The 18,823-nt window shown below is 53.2% G+C and carries 12 protein-coding genes and 1 pseudogene; all 13 read left to right on the forward strand.

The genetic code is table 11. The features are described 5' to 3' along the window. Window positions 1-92 precede the first annotated feature (92 nt). The 13 genes and pseudogenes from GZH47_RS31925 (at window position 93) to GZH47_RS31985 (ending at window position 18,819) form a co-directional block, all read left to right on the forward strand. Window positions 93-1,799 carry an extracellular solute-binding protein gene (locus GZH47_RS31925; RefSeq protein ID WP_162645650.1) on the forward strand — a complete coding sequence of 569 codons (1,707 nt, stop codon included), beginning with the start codon at window positions 93-95 and terminating at the stop codon, window positions 1,797-1,799. 166 nt (window positions 1,800-1,965) lie between these two features. Next, window positions 1,966-2,835: an ABC transporter permease gene (locus tag GZH47_RS31930; RefSeq protein ID WP_225446643.1), complete on the forward strand. Its 870-nt coding sequence runs from the start codon at window positions 1,966-1,968 to the stop codon at window positions 2,833-2,835. Window positions 2,836-2,852: 17 nt separating this feature from the next. Continuing rightward, a complete protein-coding gene (locus GZH47_RS31935; protein ID WP_162645651.1) occupies window positions 2,853-3,749 on the forward strand; it encodes a carbohydrate ABC transporter permease in 897 nt (298 codons plus the stop codon). Between the two features lie 196 nt (window positions 3,750-3,945). Continuing rightward, window positions 3,946-4,995: a Gfo/Idh/MocA family protein gene (locus GZH47_RS31940; protein ID WP_162645652.1), complete on the forward strand. Its 1,050-nt coding sequence runs from the start codon at window positions 3,946-3,948 to the stop codon at window positions 4,993-4,995. Beyond that, on the forward strand, window positions 4,985-5,749 hold the full coding sequence (locus GZH47_RS31945) for a sugar phosphate isomerase/epimerase family protein (protein ID WP_162645653.1): 765 nt from the start codon (window positions 4,985-4,987) through the stop codon (window positions 5,747-5,749). The genes GZH47_RS31940 and GZH47_RS31945 overlap by 11 nt, the downstream gene beginning before the upstream one ends. 311 nt (window positions 5,750-6,060) lie before the next feature. Further along, a complete protein-coding gene (locus GZH47_RS31950) occupies window positions 6,061-6,465 on the forward strand; it encodes an ABC transporter permease family protein (RefSeq protein ID WP_318653436.1) in 405 nt (134 codons plus the stop codon). Between the two features lie 135 nt (window positions 6,466-6,600). Next, the gene (locus tag GZH47_RS34465; RefSeq protein WP_263866933.1) at window positions 6,601-7,197 is read left to right on the forward strand and encodes a type 2 periplasmic-binding domain-containing protein; all 597 of its coding nucleotides are present in this window, start codon (window positions 6,601-6,603) and stop codon (window positions 7,195-7,197) included. Continuing rightward, window positions 7,158-8,170, forward strand: a pseudogene (locus GZH47_RS34470) (ABC transporter substrate-binding protein). The gene GZH47_RS34465 and the pseudogene GZH47_RS34470 overlap by 40 nt, the downstream one beginning before the upstream one ends. A 1,256-nt stretch (window positions 8,171-9,426) precedes the next feature. Next, a complete protein-coding gene (locus GZH47_RS31965) occupies window positions 9,427-9,714 on the forward strand; it encodes an SMP-30/gluconolactonase/LRE family protein (RefSeq protein ID WP_225446619.1) in 288 nt (95 codons plus the stop codon). A 179-nt stretch (window positions 9,715-9,893) separates the two neighbouring features. Continuing rightward, on the forward strand, window positions 9,894-11,981 hold the full coding sequence (locus tag GZH47_RS31970) for an Ig-like domain-containing protein (RefSeq protein WP_162645655.1): 2,088 nt from the start codon (window positions 9,894-9,896) through the stop codon (window positions 11,979-11,981). Between the two features lie 730 nt (window positions 11,982-12,711). Then, window positions 12,712-13,434, forward strand: coding sequence for a ThuA domain-containing protein (locus GZH47_RS31975; protein ID WP_162645656.1), 723 nt, complete (start codon window positions 12,712-12,714; stop codon window positions 13,432-13,434). A gap of 158 nt (window positions 13,435-13,592) precedes the next feature. After that, window positions 13,593-15,785 carry a Sip1-related alpha-galactosidase gene (locus tag GZH47_RS31980; protein WP_162645657.1) on the forward strand — a complete coding sequence of 731 codons (2,193 nt, stop codon included), beginning with the start codon at window positions 13,593-13,595 and terminating at the stop codon, window positions 15,783-15,785. Further along, a complete protein-coding gene (locus tag GZH47_RS31985; RefSeq protein WP_162645658.1) occupies window positions 15,775-18,819 on the forward strand; it encodes a glycosyl hydrolase in 3,045 nt (1,014 codons plus the stop codon). Before GZH47_RS31980 ends, GZH47_RS31985 begins: the two co-directional genes overlap by 11 nt. Window positions 18,820-18,823: the final 4 nt, after the last annotated feature.

An 18,823-nucleotide genomic window follows, 5' to 3' on the forward strand; every position in this document is an offset into this window, starting at 1 on the left:
GTTCTCTGGAAAGAACACATGTCTTCCAACTTTGAAAGCGGATACAATCTGATTGCAAGCGTATGTATTATTTATTCTGAGGGGGATCAAATGTGAGAAAATGGATGAGCATTGTCTTAAGCGTCGCATTGGTGGCAAGCATTATCACCGGGTGCACAACGCAAAAACATGACGCGCAGAAAAAAGCCGACACGGAGGGTACGAACAAAGCATCAAACACGGGTAACGTGGAAACGGCACAACAGGAGAAGGGTACTACCAACGAATTCGGATGGGCGGTTCCGGAAAAAACGATCAACATTGACTTCTATGCGGGACAAGATAATCCCGAGAAGCAGAAGCAGGCCCAGGAGATTTTGCAAAAGTGGCTGCTGGACCACTTTAACGTCAGGCTTAACGGTATCTACTATGACGTCAATGTGGATCAAAAGCTGAATTTGATGCTAGCTTCTGGTGACTATCCGGAAGTAATCACGAATTTGAGCGAGGAACAAGCGGCGAGATTCATTTCCCGGGGCAAAGCAGTGGAGCTGACACCGTATATCGACAAGATCGCACCTAATATTCGGAAGAAGCTCGGCGATTTGTACAAATCATACCTGAACGAAGAAGGCAAGCTATTCTATATACCGAAGTTTTTTGACGCCGGTCCTTTCGCCGATTTTTCGGCGCATATCCGCTATGACTGGTGGAAGGAGCTGGGATCGCCAGTTATCAATACGCCCGATGATTATTTCGAGGTTATGAAGAAGATGCAAGCTGCGCATCCGAAGAATGCGAAAGGCGAGAAAACGTATGCGCTTTCCGGCTTCGATATGAGCGGATGGGGCAATATTTTCGGTATGTTGAACGGGATCTGGGGACTTAAGGACGGCTACAAGGAAGAGAACGGGAATCTAGTTCACTGGATTAACACGCCGGAAGGACTGGAAATGACGAAGTACATTAACCGGTACAATGTCGAAGGGCTCCTCGATCCAGATATGTTCATCAATAAGTATGACGATTGGAAAGCGAAGTTTTCCAATGAACGGATCATGGGCGAGCTGGGTCCATGGTGGGTTAGCTGGAACGCCGGCCACGAGGTCTGGCAGAAGAGCGATCCCCACTGGACGGACGAGAAACGGTATGTCCAAATTTCCATTAAAGCGCCGAGTGCGGAAAAAGCGTATTTGTCACCGCAAAATCGACGCGGAGGCCTATATACCATTATTACAGACAAGGCGAAGGACCCGGAAGCAATTATGAAATGGCTGAATTTCGCTATTACCGATACAGGGAGCATGATTACCGGCTGGGGACCGCCAAACCTAGAAGAATCCCTATGGACGTACAAGGATGGTAAATTTACGTACACCGAAGGGCCAAAGAAGAAGATGCTGGACGGCAATTTCGACTTCACCCTGACGGAAAAACTGGGGACGACCCGCTTCTCGCTTTCCCAATCCAAAGGCGCAGTAGTAAGTAACGGCGAGTCTTACTTTCCCTACGCTTACGACGCATACTTCAACAAATTCAATAAGTGGCGCGCCATGATGGATCAAAATTTGAAGGAAACGGTTTTTGACAATACCCTCCAGTCCATCACGATTCCGCCGACGAGCGATCTTGGAACCAAGGACCAGCAAATTACCGATGCGCTTAACGCCGGGTGGGCGAAGGCCGTCTTGAGCAAGTCACCAGAAGAATGCGAAAAAGCGTTTATGGAACTGCGCGACAAAGTGAACAAGATGGGCATGCACGACCTTGAAAAATACCGGACGGAGGTTTATCAACAGCGCCTCAAGACTTGGAAATAAACTTTAACAAGGAGATGGAGAGGCATTGCCCTCCTTCTTCCTTTATTTCTATGCGTATCGGAGGAGCGACATGGCAAATAGAGTGATGCAAGAAGCTTTTCAGGTATCGAAACGGGGAGATACCCGGTGGAATCGCTTGAGGCGAACTTTCCTGAGGGAGAGGCAATTGTGGCTGATTGCCATCCCATTGATCGCATGGGTATTGTTATTCAGCTACTATCCGATGTATGGACTCTATATGGCTTTCGTCGATTACTTACCCGGACAAAATCTATTGACGAGTCACTGGGTGGGGACGGAGCACTTTAAGGCGTTCTTCAATTCCCCAGATTTCGGAATCATTATGAGAAATACACTCGCCATAAGTGGCCTTAACATCTTGTTTGGGTTCCCGGCGCCCATCCTGCTGGCGATTCTGCTGAATGAACTGCGAAGCCGTAAGTTCAGACGCATCGTGCAGACGGTCTCATACCTGCCATATTTTATATCCTGGGTGGTCGTGGCAAGCATTCTGTTTATGCTGCTCGGGAACGAGGGCATAGTTAATCAACTGATGCTTCATTTGGGGTGGATCGATACACCTGTTTCTTTCCTGGGTGAAGGAAAATATTTCTGGAGCATCATAACCGCCTCAAATATTTGGAAAGACGTGGGCTGGTCGACCATTATTTATTTATCGGCGATCGCGGGCATCGACACCGAGCAATACGAGGCAGGCAAGGTAGACGGTCTCGGGCGATTCGGAGCAGTATGGCATATCACACTGCCCGGAATCCGGACGACGATCGTTCTTCTCTGGATTCTCGGCATCGGCGGTATACTGAATGCAGGATTCGAGCAGCAACTGTTAATCGGCAATGATCAGACGCGGGAATATCATGAAGTTTTAGACACATATGCCTACCGTTACGGCATCCAGCTCGGAAATTATTCGTACGGGGTTGCGATCGGACTATTGAAATCGGTGGTCGCGCTTTTGCTTGTGTTTAGCGCCAATCATTTAGCACGGAAAACGCTGGACACTTCCATTTTCTGAGATCGGAGGCAGAATCCATGCCGCAATTGTTTACGAATTCGGCTCTTCGCCATCGGCTGTTCGATATTGCCAATGTGGTTTTCATGCTTATTTTCTCCTTTATTATTCTATACCCGTTTGTTAACCTGATCGCGCTTTCGTTGAATGATGGCACCGATGCCGCCAGAGGTGGCATATATTTCTACCCCAGGGTATTCAGCCTCGATTCCTATAAACTGCTATTGCAGAACCAAAAGCTACTCGATGGAATACTGATTTCAATTCTCAGGGTTGTCGTGGGAACGTTTAGCTGCCTGTGTGCCACCGGATTGCTGGCCTATATCGTCACGATCAGGACATTCTCGGGTAGAAAGTTTCTCCGTCTGCTATTTCTGGTCACGATGTACTTCAGCGGCGGTCTGATTCCTAGTTACCTCCTGATCCTCAGCCTGCACATGACAAACACGTTCTCGGTCTATTGGATTCCTTCGTTGATCAACGTATACTTCATGCTGATTATCGCGTCGTATATGCAAAATCTTCCTGATTCCGTGTCCGAGTCAGCCCGCATGGACGGCGCTAGCGAGCTGGGGATTTATTTCCGGATTATCTTCCCTATGTCGCTGCCAGTATTTTCCGCTACCGCCGTGTTCAGCGCCGTCGGTCACTGGAACTCTTGGTTCGACGTCGTCCTGTACAATTCGAGCGGGGAGTGGGATACGCTTCAGGTGTACCTGACGCGCATGCTACTCGAGGTAGAAGCGCTGCAGACGATACGAGACCAGGAGCAATTACATGCAATGATCGGCAAGGTATCGCCCGTGACGCTGCGCGCTGCTACTACGATCGTTGTCACGCTGCCGATCGCTATGGTTTATCCTTTTCTACAGAAATATTTTGTCGGCGGGATCACGCTTGGCGCGGTGAAAGGATAATTGTGGAGCCCGCCATCGTGGCGGACGCTATCAGCCCTTCCTCGAAGAAGTTAATAACGGATAAGCGATATTAATAACTGCACGTAGGCTTTGAGCGAGCGATTGACTATAAATTAATTAGGGCTTGCTGAACCACGGTCGAGCGAGTGATGTCAGTGTGATGATATTCTGGATTTTAGAGGGGAGAGTAACGCCAATGACGGACCGACGATATCAAGTTGCATTCATAGGCTGTGGGGGAAGAGCGAGGGAGCATGCGCCTGCGTTCGTTGCGGATTCACGCTGTCGTGTTTCAGCTCTGGTGGATCTGAACGCCGAAGCGGCGGAGAACTTGAAGCGCGATTTCAGCTTTGATGCTGACGTTTACACCGACTACCGAAAAATGCTTGAGGAACAAAAGCCCGATATTGCCGTGATCACGCTCTGGACCCCGCTGCACTTGCCGGTTTTCAGAGATTGCGTGGAGGCAGGGGTGCGGGCCGTATTGTCCGAGAAACCGATGGCGCCGACTTGGGGCGATAGCCTGGAAATGGCATCGATTGCGGAGCGTACAGGTTGTCAATTAACATTCTGCCACCAACGCAGATTCGCTTCCGGCAATCGGCAAGTGCGGGAATGGATCCGGCAAGAGGTGTTTGGAGATATCTTACGAATGGACTTGTACTCCTGGCCGAACTTGTTGGATTGCGGCACGCACACAATCGATCAGGCGCTCAGTTTCCTGAGCGAAGCGGAAGCGGAATGGGTGCTCGGCGCCGTCGACGCTTCAGATCCCCTAGAGTGGTTCAACGTGAAAGCGGAAACGATGGCATTCGGAACGATTGCATTACGAAGCGGGGTAAGGGCGACGCTGTCTGTAGGAGTTCCAGGGGCCGACATGGGCGCCGGCGTACGGCTGTTCGGCACGAAAGGCTTTATCGAGGTCGGATGGGACGGCGAGATCGGCAAGTATGTCCTCTATGACGAACCGGCAAGGAAGCTGGAAGTTCCGGAACCGAAGCCGGGGGAACAGATGGTCGGCGTTGTCCGCAACGCCGTCGATTGTCTTGTAACGGGGGAAGAACCGGAACTATCTTACAAGAAAGCGCTTCGAGCGACGGAAATCATTTTCGCCTTCTATGAATCGGTTCGCCAAAGAGGCCGGATAAGTCTTCCGCTATACGACTTATACGGCGTCACGGACAACCCGTTTGTCTCGATGCTCGAATCCGGTGAACTCGGAAGGAGACAATCGAATGCCGAATAAATTGAAACTCGGCCTAATCGGCATTGTGGAAGAAGAAGCGAAGCGCGACTTCTGGTGCACGATGGGGCGGGTAGCCGGAATCGGCTATCGCGGCATTGAAGGAGCGGAACAATTGCTCGAAGGTAACGCGGAGGAGAATGTGGCACGGTTCCACTCTCTTGGTTTGCAGGTGCTCACCTGCAGCGCGAGCCGGGAACTGCTGCGTGAAGATCTGGAGGGCGTGATTTTCCGTGCTCGTCAGCTGCATACCAATCGCGTCACCATCTGGTGGGCACCTTGCGATTCGGCTGAAAGCATACGAGAGGATATTGAGTTGTATAACACCGCCGGGACCAAGCTGGCCGCCGAAGGAATCAAGCTGTGCTATCATAACCACGATCACGAATTTCGCAATGCGTTCGGCGGCGTGACGGCAATGGATTTGCTAGCAGCAGGTACGGATCCAGCGGCATTGTTTTTCGAATTGGATATTGCATGGATTACCTACGGCGGGGAAGATCCCGCACGGATGTTGCGGAAGTATGCCGGTCGCGTGCCGGCCATTCACGTAAAGGATCTGCACGGACTTGAAAATCAGGAACATCCATTCACGACCGTCGGTACGGGTATCGTCAAGTTGCGCGAAGCGATATCGACGGCGGCGGATATCGGAACCGAATGGATGGTCGTCGAACAGGATCAGCTTCGCAACTTAACTGCATTCGAGACGATTACGGCCAGCTATCTTAATTTAAAGGAAGCTGGGTTGATATAATGGAGGCGAACGCATTCGGTTGGGAAGCCAGTTGGATATGGGGCGGAGAAGAAGCGAGCCCGCGCAACGAGTGGCAATGCTTTCGAGGAAGAGTTGGGGCTGAAGATGATCCGCAGTCGCCGGATCTGATCCCCTCTAGATCTCCGCGTAGGCGGATTGGCTAGGCAGAAAGCTGACGTCGGTATTCAACCGGCGTCAGCTTCAGGCTGTCGAGAAAGTCTCGACAGCCTTTAATTCGTTCAAATAATTTAACGCGACACCGCGTTAATATGTTATAATATAAATAACATATACGAACGGATGGTGCTGCTATGCTGCGCTCGAACAAAGAGAAACAGCAGAATTATGAATTGGGCGAGCTGCGGATCTTCTTCCAGATCGTGCTACCACTGTCCTTGCCGGTTATGGCAACGGTCGCGCTGTTCCAGACGCTGACGTACTGGAACGACTGGTTCCTGAGCTTGGTGTTCATCACCGACAACCACAACATCTCCGTGCAGTACTTCCTGTACAAGATGATGGCGAATATCCAGTACCTCTCGAGTAACCCGACTGCGGCGGCAGAGATCGCGCGGGCCGGCGGGATGTTCAACTTCCCCAGCGAGACGGTACGGATGGCGCTGGTGGTCGTAGGCGTTGGCCCGATCGTATTCGCTTACCCCTTCTTCCAGAAATATTTCATCAAAGGCTTGACCGTAGGCGCCGTAAAAGGCTGATCGGTCATGACAAGAGCAACCGCCCTTGGTTTTTAGGTTGAATTGTAACTCTTTCAACAGAGGTTTACAAAAACAAATTTAGATATAACTGGGTAACTGGTTGAGCATATATTAAATCGTTTAGGGAGGTCCACCATGAAGCACACCAAACAAAAGGCTTCGACGCTTCTTATGCTTCTGCTTGCTCTCGCTCTTGTCGTATCCGCATGCGGTAAGAGCAGCAACAGCGGGGGCAGCAAAGACAGTAACACCCAGACGGCCGCTAACACGGATACGGGCAGCAAGGACAATGCGGCAGCAACTAATGCTGAAACGACGTCTGCAGACGGTGCGATTGATCCTTCAAAGTTGAAGCCGTACAAGCTGAAGGTTGTCTATGAAGGCCCGCCGCAAGCGGACGAAGCTAAAGTAGAAGAAGCGCTGAACAAGCTTTTAACGGAGAAAATCAATGCGACGATTGATCTTAGACCAATCGACTGGGGCGCATGGGACGACAAGATGAATCTGCTGATCGCTTCCCGCGAGCCGGTAGACGTTCTCTTCACGGCACAATGGAACGGTTATTCGAAAAATGTCGCCAAAGGGGCTTTTCTCGACCTAGGCCCGCTGCTCGACAAGTACGGTCAAGGCATCAAAAATCTCTTGACCCAGCCTTCCTGGAAGGCTCGAAAATTAATGGGAAAAACTATGGAGTGCCGACGAACAAGGAGCTGGCCACCTCAGCTGGTGTAGTCTATCGGAAAGATATTGCCGATGAGCTTGGGATCGATATGACGAAAGTGAAGACGGCTGAAGATCTTGATGCGGTTTATAAGATCGTCAAAGAAAAAAAGCCGAATATGATCCCGCTCTATACGCAGGGCGACATATTCGCAAACCACCTCTCCGAATTCGACTTCCTGGGTGATGCTACCATTCCTGGTGCCATCTCGAAAGAGGCGAATGACACAACGGTTAAACCGGCTGAATCGTTTGATGTTTACAAGCGTTACCTGAAAGTGGCCCGTGACTATTACGTGAAAGGCTACATTAACAAAGATGCCGCCACCACGCAGTTATCCGGCGGTGATGCCTATAAGGCCGGTAACGTCTTTTCCGAGATTGTACCGCTGAAACCCGGCAAGGCGGCTGAAATGGCGAACGCAGCCGGTCTTGGCGGCAAACTCGATCAGATTTATTTGATTGGCAAAACCGTTTCGACTGGAGAAACAGCGGGTGCTATGCTGGCGATCTCCTCCACGTCGAAAGACCCGGAACGCGCCATGATGTTCATTAATCTTCTTCATACGGACAATGACATTGTCAATCTGCTGAACTTTGGTATTGAGGGTGTGCACTATACGTTGAACGGAGATGTAATGACTCCGACCGATCAGTCTGGAAATTATGCTCCCGGAGTCGCTTGGGAGCTCGGCAACCAATTTTTGAACCACGTGTGGAATACCGAGGACCCCAACAAGTGGGAGCAATTTAAAGAGTTCAATCGCGACGCGAAACCTTCACCGGCGCTTGGATTTGTGTTTAACAGTGAACCGGTGAAAGCTGAAGTCGGAGCGCTTGCCAATGTAAATAAACAGTACCAACGGGCGTTGGAAACGGGCTCTGTTGATCCCGACAAATGCTGCCTCAGTTTGAGAAGGCGTTAAAGTCGGCTGGTCTTGATAAAGTTATAGCAGAAAAGCAAAAGCAATTGGATGCTTCTTAGCGTCCAAAAAGTAAGAAACCGTAAGGTTTTTAATCGTGGATGATTGAGAGGTATACAGCGATTCGTTGTGCAGGCTTCTGTAATATAGCGTATTGCGCCCCGGATAACTGTGCGCTGCTGGCGCAATTCCTGAAGCGCCGGCCGGATGAGCTCGCGATCGTCACCGGCGGTTTGAACCATTTTGCATGGGTTCTCAGTGTGCATGACAAGAAATCGGGCGAGGATCTGCTTCCGGCATTGATCGCCTTATATCGAGCAAGGCGACTGGTCCGATATGGATTCGGAGATGCAGCGTGAGCTGCATATTTTCAGAGAATGGTATCACACGTACGGAGCAGTTGCGGCAGGGGCGGTTGATCACCATGCCGAGTATTTGGCATACCGCCCCGACATCCGTTACGCGGAGACGCCGCCCTTTCACGGTACGGATGAAGAACGACGCCAGCGTCTACAGGAGCTGAAGGGCATCGCGTCCGGCCGGCTCCCATGGCAGGATCTCTTCAAGATCGGCAGCTGGGAAAGTCCCATCGATGTCGCGGCGCTGGTCGCCGGGGGCAGTGACGCCCGAGTCGACATTTTGAACGTACGTAACGGAAATGCCATCTCCCAGCTGCCGCCGGAACGGATTGTCGAAGTGTCGTCCGGATCGCAGGTGGGACGTGGTAGCCGGAGGTGTTGCCTCCGTTTCCGGAACCCCTCGCTGCGTTGCTGCGGCAAGTGTCCGATGTCCACGAGTTCGTGGCGGAAGCAGCGGCCAAAGGGAATGCGGAGCTTGCACGCTAAGCGGTCATGCTGGATCCCGCCGTGACGGACAAGCAGGCAGGTTATGTAGTCCTGACAAGAATGCTCGAGGCGCATGCCGACATTCTGCCTCCGTTTAGGCGTTAGGCATCTTTACTTACCTAAGGGCTCTGGGTTACACACAGACCCAATGTAAAGTGGAAATCCTGTTGAGTTAGTTGAAACACACAGGATTCACAGAAGCACATAATACCTCCATTGCAAGTATCTGACTAAAATCAGATCGAGCATTGGAGGTTTGTTATTATTCAAATAATTTCCAGAAACGAAAAAATATGAGTATCTTGAACTAAGCGACTTGAACAAATGGGACAAGCCGATGTTAAACCAGCAACTTATAAAAATCATTTATTTACGTACCTTCTTCTAATAATACGTAGATCAAGGAGTATTGTCTGACAATTCATTAGACGGTTTTAAGAAGCGTAAAGATGAAGGCAGAGTAGTTTAAATTGATGAAAGTGTATTATCCAACCTGCTTAAACTGCCTTGGCGAGGGCCGCATCGCCATCGTTATTCCAGAGGGCGAGGGAACGCCCGACGGGATGACAACGGACTTGGAAGGCAAGCTCTGGATCGCGCAATGGGACGGCTTCTGCCTCTCGCGATTTCGATCCCGACACGGGCGAGCGTCTGCTGAAGGTGCCGTTCCAGGCGGCGCGGGTTACGTCCTGCGTGTTCGGCGGCGACCGTCTCGACGAGCTCTACGAAAGGGACTCTACTGGTCCAGCATTGATGGATAAATAGGTAAAGAACGGATAAGGGAAATCAAGAATAGCACGTAGGCTGGGCCGTGGGCGCCAGTTATAATGTGTTTTATGAAAGCGCTTTATTAGATGGTACTAGCATGTTGGAGGTGAAATGGGTCGCTTGCAGCGCAAGCCAGAGGTCATTCTATCACAAATGAGCTGGAGGTTGGACAATGAAAGCGTCAAAAAAATTAATGATCAAGCTACTCACCGTCATCTGTGTCGTCATGCTGATATCCACGCAAGCAATCGCCGCTCCGTCGACGGACAATAAGGCAGTCACGGGAGTATCGTTCTCCCGAGCAAGCGATATTTTGGCCGTAGGTGATGAAAAGGAACTCAAAGTGATTGTGTCACCGGACGATGCGACAGATAAGACAGTGGCATGGTCTACGTCCGATGAATCGGTTGTCTCAATCGATCAAGCCGGGAAAGTAACGGCCAAGGCCAAGGGTTCTGCAACGATTACCGCGACCACGACGGACGGAGAAAAAGCCGCGAGCCTGTCGATCGAAGTTGTTGGCACCGGGGACGAGAGAGATGTCAAACTTGTCAAAGCTTTTGCGGAGAACGCCGTTTATAAAATCAACAGCACCGACATAGCAAACGAATCGGATTTGCAAAATGTCGTCATCGGCAAAGTGATCAACGAAGCGCGCACCATCGAATTGTGGGCGGTTTATGATATGAAGAAAACCGTCACGACGGTCGGGTACCAACCGGCCGTTGACGAGACCTTTGCGTGCGACCCCAAAGCGAAAGATGGCGTCTATACGTTTACTGTTACCTTGAATAAAGGCGATGTAACCGAGACGACAAAAGAGCTGTCGATGCCCATTTTCCACAAGACCGTTTCCAATTCAAAGGTGTCGATACAGCTTGATGCGAACGGGAAACACCAGACCATGGATGGATTCGGCTTCTTCGGCGCACAGAAGGTTTGGCAGGATGACGGAGGCGTTCCGCTGGTCGACGAGAAATGGCTCAATACGATGTTTAAGGATCTTGGGGCCACGGTATGGCGCAACGAGCTGTATCCTAACATACCAGTTAACGGCGATGCAACCGGTACGCTGCAGGACTGGAAAACACAAAAGCCTGCAGTTCAAGCAATCGTGAAAAAAGCAAAACAACTTCGTATTCCGCTTAAAATTATTTTGACGGTGTGGTCCCCTCCGGGCGAATGGAAGGTGAAGGCCGGCGATACATGGAGTGAAGACCAGTTCAGCGATCGCACCGAGTACTACGGCAGCACGAAGGGTGGCGGAACACTCAATCCGAAAAATTATGCGGACTATGCGAACTGGCTGATTGCCGGCATCAAGATGTACAAAGATGCCGGAGCGGATTTATACGGCATCAGTCTGCAGAACGAACCGCTGTTCGATGAACCTTACAATTCGGCACAGTATACGCCCGCTTGGTACGTGGAACTGCTGAACAACGTTGTGCCGAAGATCAAGAAAATCTATCCTAACGTCAAGATTTACGGGGCCGAGGGCATGCTAGAGCATGAGGTTACCGACTGGCACGTTATGCAGATTCATAAGGCAATCGTTCAGGATCCGCAAGCCATTAAGAATATCGACGTGTTTGCCGTGCACGGGTACTCCGACGGCGTCCGGGCGTCGGCCATCGAGAATCACAAGGCATACTGGACCAAGCATAAACAAATGATCAGTGACCCCTCCCACAAACCCACTTGGATGACGGAAACGTCAGGCTATGTCAACGAGTGGAGAGGCAAGGACGGCACGCCGGGAGCCTTTGACCTAGGGATCGCCATCCAGTCTGCGCTAGCTTACGGAGACGTATCCGCGTGGGTGTGGTGGCAGGGCAGCGAGAACCAGCTTAGCGGGGATACGCAATATATCCTGACGCACGGCACCAGTGAGAAGCAATGGTCCTCCGTCACCGACAAGAAATTTGAAGTGTCCAAGCAGTTCTACCGGTTTATACGGCCAAACTCCGTGCGAATCGAAAGCACGGTAACCAATCCCAAATATCCGGGTCTTCTCACAACCGCCTACAAGAACGACAAACTGGGCAATACGGTCGTTGTTCTGGTGAATACGGAAAATACCGATCTCAAGGCTGTCAGCCTGAATGGCAAAGGTATGCCGAATAAGTATAAGTACTACATTACGTCCTCCAACAGCAACGACAACTGCAGACTGGTAGGCGAAGTGAACGCAAACAAAATTTCGATTCCCGCCAAATCTGTCGTCACGCTGGTCAGTGGAAGCGTAACCGACAAATAATCGTGTATCGCCGGGTCCTGTCAACATTTGTTGACGGGACTTGTTTTATTAAATGCTATCACGAACCCATAATCTCATAAAGTTAAAGATGGATAAGACATATCAAGAATTGACCGTATGATACCCAGACAAGACAATCTTATAATGGACGTGTGCAAGCAGTAAAAGCCAACAAACCTCTCTGGATGACGGAAACGTCCGGCCATCACGACAATTGAACCGATGCGATGAAGCTGGCCAAAGCGATCTACGTTGCCTTTAAGTACGGTCAAGTAGGATTGGGTCTGGTGGCAGATCAGCGTCAGCGATGACGCCGATTCAAGCGCTTATTGCCTCCTGATTGAAGGACAACCGACCTCCAGGTATAACGTGTCGAAGCAATTTTTACCGTTACATCCGCCCCGGAGCCGTTCAGGTTCTGTGCGAGTCCGACGATCCGGAAGTGCTGTCGCTCGCGTTCCTGCACGAGCGGGACCGTACGATTATCTATGTCCTGAAAACGTGTCCGCTGCCGACCGTTACGTCGCCATTGCAAGCGGGAATGCCGGGGGAGCAGCCGCATATACGGCCTACCGGACATCGGCGGTTAAAGCTGTGCGATGGCGGATGAAGTGTAGATTATTAGGGCAACTGGATGCCGATATGAAGCGAACTCGCTGGTTTTGCATGTGATGAAGGACCATCCGTCGATATTGCCGAGTTTGATATTTTCGTAAATGGAGGAATATATATGATACGTGTTACGATCTGGAACGAGTTTTTGCATGAGAAAATACATAAGGCGGTTTCCGATGTCTATCCGGACGGCATCCATGCTGCAATTGCGGCCGGGATCGGGGAGGCAGATCTTGAGATTGGAACGGCAACGCTGGAACAACAGGAGCACGGGCTGAGTGAGGAAGCGCTGAACCGGACGGATGTGCTCATTTGGTGGGGACATATGGGGCACGAGAAGGTTGAAGACGCCATCGTACACCGGGTTCATCAGCGTGTGCTTGATGGCATGGGGCTGATTGTCCTTCATTCGGGCCACTTCTCCAAGATCTTTAAAGCGCTGATGGGGACAACATGCGATTTGAAATGGCGGGAGGCGGACGAGAAGGAACGAATCTGGACAGTCGATCCAGCCCACCCGATCGCAGCAGGCGTTCCGGAGCATTTTACGCTGGAGCGTGAAGAGATGTACGGTGAGCATTTCGATATCCCTGCGCCGGATGAACTGATTTTTGTCAGTTGGTTCGAGGGCGGCGAAGTATTCCGCAGCGGCTGCACATTCCATCGAGGGCAAGGAAAAATCTTTTATTTTCGGCCTGGACATGAATCGTATCCGACCTATTATGACGGCAACGTGCTGAAGATCATCCGCAACGCCGTGCGGTGGGCTGCACCTTCTGGTGCTGCGAAGCCGATGCGCGGCAACCATCAGCCGCTGGAGCCGATTGGTAAACGGTAACGCCAACAAGCCAACAGCGGATAAGACAGAACAAGATCTGCTTCTATCCGTAGGCAGAACAGCGTTCATATAATAGTGTATACACTCGGATTCGGATATAACAAGCGGGGTTCATGCGGATGAGCCCCGCTTGTACCATTGTAGAGGAGCCTAAGCCTATGAAATCGCCGTATGCCGTCAGCTGCGCAAACAACAGATTCACCATATTGCTCGATGGAGATCCGCTGCTCGGACCGATCAAGCCCGAAGTAAAGTTTGAGGCGGACGGCGCGTACGAAGCAACGCCGCAGCTTAAGCTGCTAAGCCATTATGAAGCGGATAAATCGGGAACGTCCGGGGACTGCACCGATCATACCCTTGTCTACGAAGACGAGAAGGGCGAAACGAAGCTTACGATTATTATCGAGGCCTATGCGCATGCGCTCTTGTGCCGGGTTAATCTGGTGTGCGCGCATAAAAACTTTAACGATTCATCCCGCTATTTGGCGTCCGTAGGCGGAATCACCCTGCGCGATGAAGGGTTCGACGCACCGGAAGGATACATGGCCAGTTACCAGTTCCAACGGTGGTGGACGCAGCCCGCCTTCGGCAGCAATCCAGCGGAAATGCCTGATCATACGATCTCTCTGCTCTGGAAACTAGGGGGCGTGTACCATCACTTGCTTCCTGTCTGCGGCGATGTTCTAAGGACGGAGTTGGCCGGGCGAGACGGCGGGATCGATATTCGCCTGTCAGCGTACAATTACGGGCACAACAACCTCGAGACCGTCTCGTTTGCACTCGCATCGGGCGGCGACCCGTATGAGCTCCCTCTGACGACGGCAGCGCTTGGCTTGCAGGCCCGCGGCTCGGCCGCCGGTCTGCGTTCAGCCAAAGCGTACCCCGACGTGCTTGAATATCTCGGGTGGTGTACGTGGGACGCCTTTTACGACGACGTGACGGAACAAGGAATTACAGACAAGCTTGAGGAGTTCAAGCGGCATGAACTTCCGGTCAAGTGGCTGATGATCGATTGCGGCTGGTCCGAGACGAAGGAAGGCAAGCTGCAATCGTTCGCCGAGAACCGGGATAAGTTCCCCGGCGGCCTGCGTCCGCTTATCGAGCGGGCGAAAACGGATTATGGGTTGAATTGGGTCGGCGTATGGCAGGCGTTTACGGGCTTCTGGGAAGGCATCGACCCCGATGGCCGGCTCGCGGTCGAGATGAAGGATCACCTGTACCGGACAAACCACGGGAAACTGCTGCCGTTTCCGGACGTGGCCAAGGGCTTCGGGTTCTGGAATGCCTGGCATACATACCTGCGCCGTCAGGGCGTCGACTTCATCAAAGTGGACAATCAGGGATCGCTTGTCCTGTACTTCCGGAACAACTTGCCGATCGGAACGGCTGCGCTTGGGGCGCATGCTGCGCTTGACGCATCGGCTGGCACCCACTTCGGCATGCGGATGATTAATTGCATGGGCATGGCGACCGAAAATATCTGGAGCCGACCGGGCTCGTCAGTGTCGAGAAGCAGCGGGGACTTCTTCCCCCAGATCGAGGACCATTTCAAGCTGCACGCGCTGCAGAATCCTTATAACTGCTATTATCACGGCGCCTTCTATCATGGGGATTGGGACATGTGGTGGACGAAGCACGAGTATGCGCGCAACCATTCCGTGCTTCGCGCCGTCAGCGGAGGGCCGGTATACGTCAGCGATAAGGTCGGGGCGACGGATCCCGAGATGCTGCGGCCCCTGATTCTGGTTGACGGACGCGTGCTGCGCTGCGACGGGCCCGGCCTGCCTACGGAGGATTGTCTGCTGACAGACCCGAATCAAGCGGAGACGCCTTTGAAAATATGGAACCGTGCCGGTGCAGCGGGAGTGGTCGGCGCGTTCAATCTTAACCGGGAGAAGAAGAAGGTTCGGGGCGGGATGAGGCCGTCCGACGTGCCGGGACTTGCCGGCGACCGATTCGCCGTATTCGATTATTACGCGCGTACGGTGGTATCGATCGCGCGGGACGAGGCAATCGCCCTGGAGCTGGACAACGACGAACTGGCCTATTACGTCATAGCGCCGTACGAGAGCGGGTTGGCCGTCATCGGCTTGTCCGACAAGTATGTGTCGCCCGCTGCGATTGAAGCTGTGGAGCGTCGGGGGGAGCTGACGATCGTGCGCCTGAAGCAGGGCGGCGTCTTTGCCTTCGCGGCGAATGTGCCACCTGTACGGGCACTCGTAAACGGCGGCGAGGCTGCCGTTCGGCGCGAGAACGGCTTCTATTCGATCGATTGTTCGGCCTATGCGTGTGCATTGACGATAGAACTGCAGACGAATGAATGGGAAGGTGACTTGGACCATGTGGGATAAGACAACGTTTCGGGAAGGCGATATGGCCTATCGCAGCGCACCGTTCTGGTCATGGAACGACAAGCTAGAGAAGGAAGAGCTGCTCCGCCAGATCCACGAAATGTACGGGCAGGGGATTGGAGGCTTCTTCATGCATCCGCGCGGCGGCATCGAGGACGAGTATCTTGGCGCAGCCTATATGGAACGGATCCGCGACTGCGTGGCCGAAGCGGAACGGCTTGGCATGAAGGCCTGGATATACGACGAATCCTGGTGCCCCAGCGGCAATGCTGCCGGCAAGGTCGTTCGGCGCAATCCGGCATTCGCATCCAAAGCGCTGAAGATGACGGAAATCGCGTCTTTGGAGGATTGGCGGGAGGCGCAGGACGATAGCGGGTTGCTTCTGAAATTATTCGCGGCGGAAGCTGACGGCACCTATAGAGAACTGCAGGAGACGGAGGCGGACGCCGTACTTGCCGATGGACGGAAGCTGCTTGTTTTCGCGGTTCGTGTCGGCAACTCAAACCCACAGTTCGGCGATGTGCCCAATACCGATCTGCTGAATCCGGGCGCTGTCGATGCGTTCATTGACATTACGTTGGAGCCGCACAAGCCTGTCGCAGGAGAACATTTCGGCGGCGCCGTACCGGGCGTATTCACGGACGAGCCGAATTTCGGCCAGTGGGGGAAGAACGTTCTGCCCTGGACCGAAGGCCTCGAGAACATCTTCAGCGAGCGCAAAGGTTACGACTTGCTGGCTCATCTTCCAAAGCTCTATATCGACGGTCCGGACGATACCGCCAAGGTGCGGTTTGATTATTGGGATCTGCTGACACGACTGTTCGTGGAATCGTTCACCAGGCGGATGTACGACTGGTGCGAGCGGAACGGACTGGAGCTGACGGGCCATTTCTGGGAGCACGGGTTTCCGTCACCGATGCAGACGGGCAGCACCATGCCGAATTACGCGTATCTCCATGCGCCCGGAATCGATGTGCTTGGCAGCACGGGTAAGGATATCGATATGTTCGGCAACGATTTGATCGTCAAGGAAGCGTCGAGCGTAGCGAACCAGCTCGGCAAACACCGGGTCATGTCGGAGACTTACGGAGCGTCGGGCTGGGATTTGAACTACCGCGACATGAAGCGCATCGCTGATTGGCAGTTCGCGCTCGGCGTGAATCTTGTCGTGCAGCATCTCGTTCACTACTCGCTGCGCGGCTACCGGAAGCGCGATTTCCCGCTGTCGTTCCTCGATCATCAGCCATGGTGGCCCACGTACCGAAAGCTCGGCGACTACATCGGCCGGCTGAGCTGGGCGCTGGCGCAGGGGGATTATCCGGCCGACGTACTCGTTCTGCATTCCTCCAGCTCCACGTGGGCGGCGTACCGGCCGGATGATAAGGATGAAGCGGAGCTGAAGCTGATCGGCGAGTCGTTGAAGTCGCTCTGCAGGACGCTCTCGAGTATTCACTGCCAGTACGAGCTTGGCGATGACCTAATCATGGAAGAGCACGGGAGCGTAAAGGACGGACAATTCATCATCGGGCGGTCGGCGTATCGCGTGCTTGCGCTTCCCGCCATGTCCGTCATGCGAAGATCAAGCTTCTCCCTGTTGAAGAGGTTCGCGGATGAAGGCGGCGCGATCCTTGCCACGGCGGGCACGCCGTACTTGCTGGACGGCGAGCCGAATGACGAACTGCGCGAATTCTTCGCCTCAAGCAAGGTGATGCGGATTGGAGCCGGCAGGGAAGCCATTCGCAACGCACTGGATGGCTGCGGAGCCATTCGAGTACAACTGGAATGTCTGGATGAAGGCGAACCTTCTTCCGTATATGCACACCGGCGCCGGAACGGAGAAGAGGACGTTTTGTTCCTATTTAACAATAGCGTGGAGCAGCAGATGAACGCGAGGGTTCGTCTGGAGCAGCCCTGGTTCGTCGAACAATGGGACGCGTTGACAGGAGAGACCGCTGCGGCTGCGCCCTACGTGGAGAACGGGGCTGTATATCTTGACGTCTTTCTTCCACCAGTAGGCTCGCAACTGCTGCTGATCGATCGCAGCCGAACTGTGACGCCATCCGGACGCGAGTCCATCGTTGCCGAAACGGGTGCAGTCATCGTTGCGCTGGACGAATGGCGGGCAAAACGGACGATGACAAATGCGTGGACGCTAAACCGGGTTTCCGTTGCTCTTAACGGTGAAGCTTGGGAGGAAGAGCGGAATGCCGTTGAAGCGGACGATGGGCTGAAGGATCGACTGGGGATGAAGCGGGGCAATATCTTCGGCAATCAGCCCTGGATGTTCGACGAGCAGGAGAAGAATCGGACATTCCCGCTGCAGGCGAAATATACGTTTGAAATGAAAGAATTGCCCGATGGCGAACTGCTTGCCGCCGCGGAAACGGCGGGGCTGTTCGAGGTAACGGTCAACGGCAGGCGGGTCCAGGCGACCGGGGGCCATTATGTGGACGCATCGTTTGCGTTATACGATATCAAGCCGGCGGTTGTCGAAGGAAAGAATGAAATTGTGCTGTCGACGGACCGCTACGGTGTGACGGTGAATCTGGAAAGCGTTTATATCGTCGGGGATTTCAGATTGGAAGGAGACGTTGAAGCCGGCCGGTTCGCGGCTGCCAATGAGCCTGAAACGTTCGCGTTGGGGGATTGGACGCGGAAGGGCTATCCCTTCTATAGCGGAACCGCCATCTATTCGACAAGCGCGTCGGTCCCTGCCAAGCCTTCCGGACGGGTGGTGCTGGAGCTGGGCGACTGGCATGGCACAGCGCTGCGCGTGCGTGTCAACGGCGCGGAAGCCGGCGTGATCGGGTGGGCGCCGAACGCGCTGGATGTGACCAAATGGATTCGCGCCGGCATCAACGAGATCGAAGTCGAGGTTATGAACTCGCTGCAGAATCTGCTCGGGCCGCATGACGAGGCTCCGGAGGATCTCGTGACTCCCGGCTCGTTCAACGCGCCGCAGACCGTTTATTTCGCCGCGAGCGGATATGAAGGGGGAGGTCGGCTGCGGCTTCTCGAACAAGGGGAGGCATAAGCAG

The organism is Paenibacillus rhizovicinus, from assembly GCF_010365285.1.
GTDB classification, from domain to species: Bacteria; Bacillota; Bacilli; order Paenibacillales; family Paenibacillaceae; genus Paenibacillus_Z; species Paenibacillus_Z rhizovicinus.